The following is a 2,940-nucleotide window of genomic DNA, read 5'->3' as shown; positions in this document are numbered from 1 at the left end:
GCTCCGGCTGAAGGCCCCGAGAGGGTCAGGGAGAGCGGCGCGTCCTCCCTGGCGGCGCGAAGCGGCGCTGGGGTCCAGGGGTTTCCCCTGGCGAACGACAGCTGGAACGAAGGCGCGTAGCGCCGGAGTGCCAGCTGATTAGTGAGTACTTTCCTTCCCGCTCTTCATCGCGTTCCACACTTGTTGTGGGAGCAAGCAAAGCGGCAAGCAACTACTGCCGATTTTCAAAACCGATTCCCTCGTTGCTCAAGGCTTCGAACCGACTGATCGACGTCAACCGGTGGGACAATTGCTAAATTAGATGGCCCTTCAAAGTTGAAAAACTCCGCGGCACGTCCCAACGCGCGCGGATAGCGGGAGTCAACATCGGTCTGAGAGAGCGTTTCAGCGATTTCTTCTGGGCTTTGCCCTATGCCATAGATTTCAGCAAAACCCGATGCCGTGAACTCTTCTACGCTATACTGCCGGTAAAGAAACGCTTCACCTGCGGGCAATCCTTCAGGCGAACCGGCCCGTGGGTTGGTTGGAGCAAGGACCGAGATAATTGCACCATTTTGTTCTTCTAAAGCGCCGTCCTGCCAGAAAAAAATCGCTGGTGCCTCTGCCCCTCTCCCAAAAGTGCCGATGTCAATCCCGAAAGTGCCAACCTCCCCTAAGGCCGCAATATATCCCAGTGTATAGCCATTGCAGAAGGCATCATCAGGTTCCTCGATGAGTTTATCCTGGCACATCGAATAAACCTCATTATTATCCTGCGCGAATGCGCACATGGGAACAACAAGAAAATACGCTATAAAGAGAAAGCGCTTCATCTATTTATTTCCTCGCATTGGGGAGCTTCAGGATCTGAAAAGCGACAAAAGGCTTCCAGCGCAGATTGAGAGTTTGAACTCTGTTGGGCGGCGGCGCCGATTAGATAAATCGCACCGTCGCGCGTGCTCACATTAACATTTGGATGAACCGATATGTTTAGCGCCCAGAAAATAGTTGCGGTGCCCAGAAAGCACAGAAGCAAGCCGGGAAACGTAAATCCAAGCACCACAGACCAACCTCCGCGAGCCAATTCGAAGCGCTCGCGCTCAGCAGCACGAATTCTAGAAAAAACTAGCGCTGCCCCAAGAACCACTAATACTAGGCTAATCAATTCGGCAATAATCTGGATTGTAAGGCGCGCGCCCGCGAGGCTCTGGGCGCGCATCGTTCGAAGTCGTTGGGAATCGGCCTCAAGCGCTATGCGTCCCGCAATCTCAAGTTGATCTTGCGATTGAGTCACCCCAGCATTCTGTATCGAAAAGAAAGAATCGCTTGGAAGCGTTGGCGTTCCATCAATTCGCATGAGCTGTTGATGAACGAGATATAGCACGGCAAACCCGAACAATGTGCATAAGACGACAGACATAAGCCCTGCCAAGGAGCCGAAGATGTGCGGGGGCTCGGGATGTTTCGGCGGAACATCTTGGCGGGCGGCTGAGTGATTATCGGGGCCAATTTCTGACATTCTTACTTCTGCCTATTGTCACATGCCATGGTTCTATCGATCCCGGAGCGGAGCGCCTCCAATTAGATTCGAGACACGCTTCAGAAGCGTCAGCAGGCACAAAATTGAAAACCATCAGATGCTCACTGATTTCCTTTGTCGAGTGAAATGGTCTTTTAGTTTGTTCGCGCGTCTTACCTCTTTAGTTTGCTGCAGCTTAGGCATAAGGTTCCGCGAACTCGAGGAAATCAGAGTGAACAAAGCCCGTTCGTTCTAGCCCGTCTAGACTGATGAGCCACCATTTTCCAATGCGCCATCGGTTGCTAATCCATTGGTAGGATTTGCTAAGGACATATACTTCGGTTTTATCCGGCAAGGTGCCGAGCGGCTTTCCATGTCGACTGTGGTGCGCGCGCACTGTCAGAGTATCGTTGGGCGTCACAACCTTCCAAGTGTTTACAAGCTCAGCAGATCTGTCACCCACGAGTTTGGAAAAGGGAGATAATGACAGAGCCGGCCCAGTATCGAATTTCCGTCCTATCGATACGTCGTCATGCCGCACTATGTCTCGGATCGACATTCGGTCAACGATTTCCCGACAGATCCGCAAACAAGCATCAACTTGAGCAGCAGGGTAACGCTCCCAACTGGCTATTTCGTAGTTCCTTGCTCCATTATAATGGGGCACAGGTCCAGGCAATGCGGAGTCATCGGGCATTCGCCTGCCATATTCGTTCTCATAGTGCGTTTTCCTATACCTTAGCGGCCCATAATTGGCTAAGCTAATCCCGACTGAAAAACTGTTGAGACTGTCCCATCCGCGCCAGTTGCTCAACCCGGCATGACGAGTGATGCGATCGAGCGCTGCGGTCTGAAAAACGCTGCCATTTCGCTCAATTAGTATGTGATATCCGAAGCCGTTTGTATGGTTGTTTAGGTGATCGATTGAACTTGTTACCCGTCCGCCCATAGTATTGTGCAGAACAATATAGCTTGCTTTCAGCGAGCCGTGTGTCTTGACTTGTTTGGTGCGGTCAACATCTTCTAGCCATGCACTTGTCATGTTCTGGCTCGCGTTGCTGTGAAGAGACGAATTAATTCACATAGTTTTTCGGTTGAATAGCGGCGATTATAGCAGGTTTTTGCTGAAAATCAAGCCGAGTTGCTTGGGGGGCTGTGTCATAGCAAACTCCTTAAGGGGGCAGGGTGGGTATAGGTAGCGAAGTTTCGGGCGATGCCATGATCGAACCGGTCCGCTATCTCGAATTGAGCCACGAGATCATCCGTCTCTCGGAGGTGTCAGCAAACCGTGTTGGTTCGCACTTTGTTCTGATGTGTCAGTGAGGTATGCTGAGGCTCCCAGGCCCCAAGGAGACCTGCCATGCCCCGCTTCGATCCGGCCGAATTCGGCCGCCTGCTTGCCCGCCTGACCCCGCAGGAGCTGCGCCAGGCCGAAGGGCTCC

General features: G+C 52.4%; 3 protein-coding genes. All 3 read right to left on the bottom strand.

The features are described from left to right. Positions 1–224: 224 nt before the first annotated feature. Positions 225–812 carry a hypothetical protein gene (locus IM708_RS20650; RefSeq protein WP_209428437.1) on the bottom strand — a complete coding sequence of 196 codons (588 nt, stop codon included), beginning with the start codon at positions 810–812 and terminating at the stop codon, positions 225–227. Next, positions 809–1,498 (bottom strand): hypothetical protein, encoded by a 690-nt coding sequence (locus tag IM708_RS20645; protein ID WP_209428436.1) that lies wholly within the window; start codon positions 1,496–1,498, stop codon positions 809–811. The genes IM708_RS20650 and IM708_RS20645 overlap by 4 nt, the downstream gene beginning before the upstream one ends. Before the next feature lie 196 nt (positions 1,499–1,694). Beyond that, positions 1,695–2,540 carry an N-acetylmuramoyl-L-alanine amidase gene (locus IM708_RS20640; RefSeq protein WP_209428435.1) on the bottom strand — a complete coding sequence of 282 codons (846 nt, stop codon included), beginning with the start codon at positions 2,538–2,540 and terminating at the stop codon, positions 1,695–1,697. Positions 2,541–2,940: the final 400 nt, after the last annotated feature.

The organism is Pararhodobacter sp. SW119 (assembly GCF_017811755.1).
Lineage (GTDB): Bacteria > Pseudomonadota > Alphaproteobacteria > Rhodobacterales > Rhodobacteraceae > Pararhodobacter.
The sequence above is the reverse complement of the archived record's forward strand: the minus strand, read 5'-3'. Positions and strand labels throughout refer to the sequence as shown.

Excerpts from the sequence above, each read along its gene's own strand:
- IM708_RS20650 (WP_209428437.1), bottom strand. The coding sequence starts at position 812 with ATGAAGCGCTTTCTCTTTATAGCGTATTTTCTTGTTGTTCCCATGTGC.
- IM708_RS20645 (WP_209428436.1), bottom strand. The coding sequence starts at position 1,498 with ATGTCAGAAATTGGCCCCGATAATCACTCAGCCGCCCGCCAAGATGTT.
- IM708_RS20640 (WP_209428435.1), bottom strand. The coding sequence starts at position 2,540 with ATGACAAGTGCATGGCTAGAAGATGTTGACCGCACCAAACAAGTCAAG.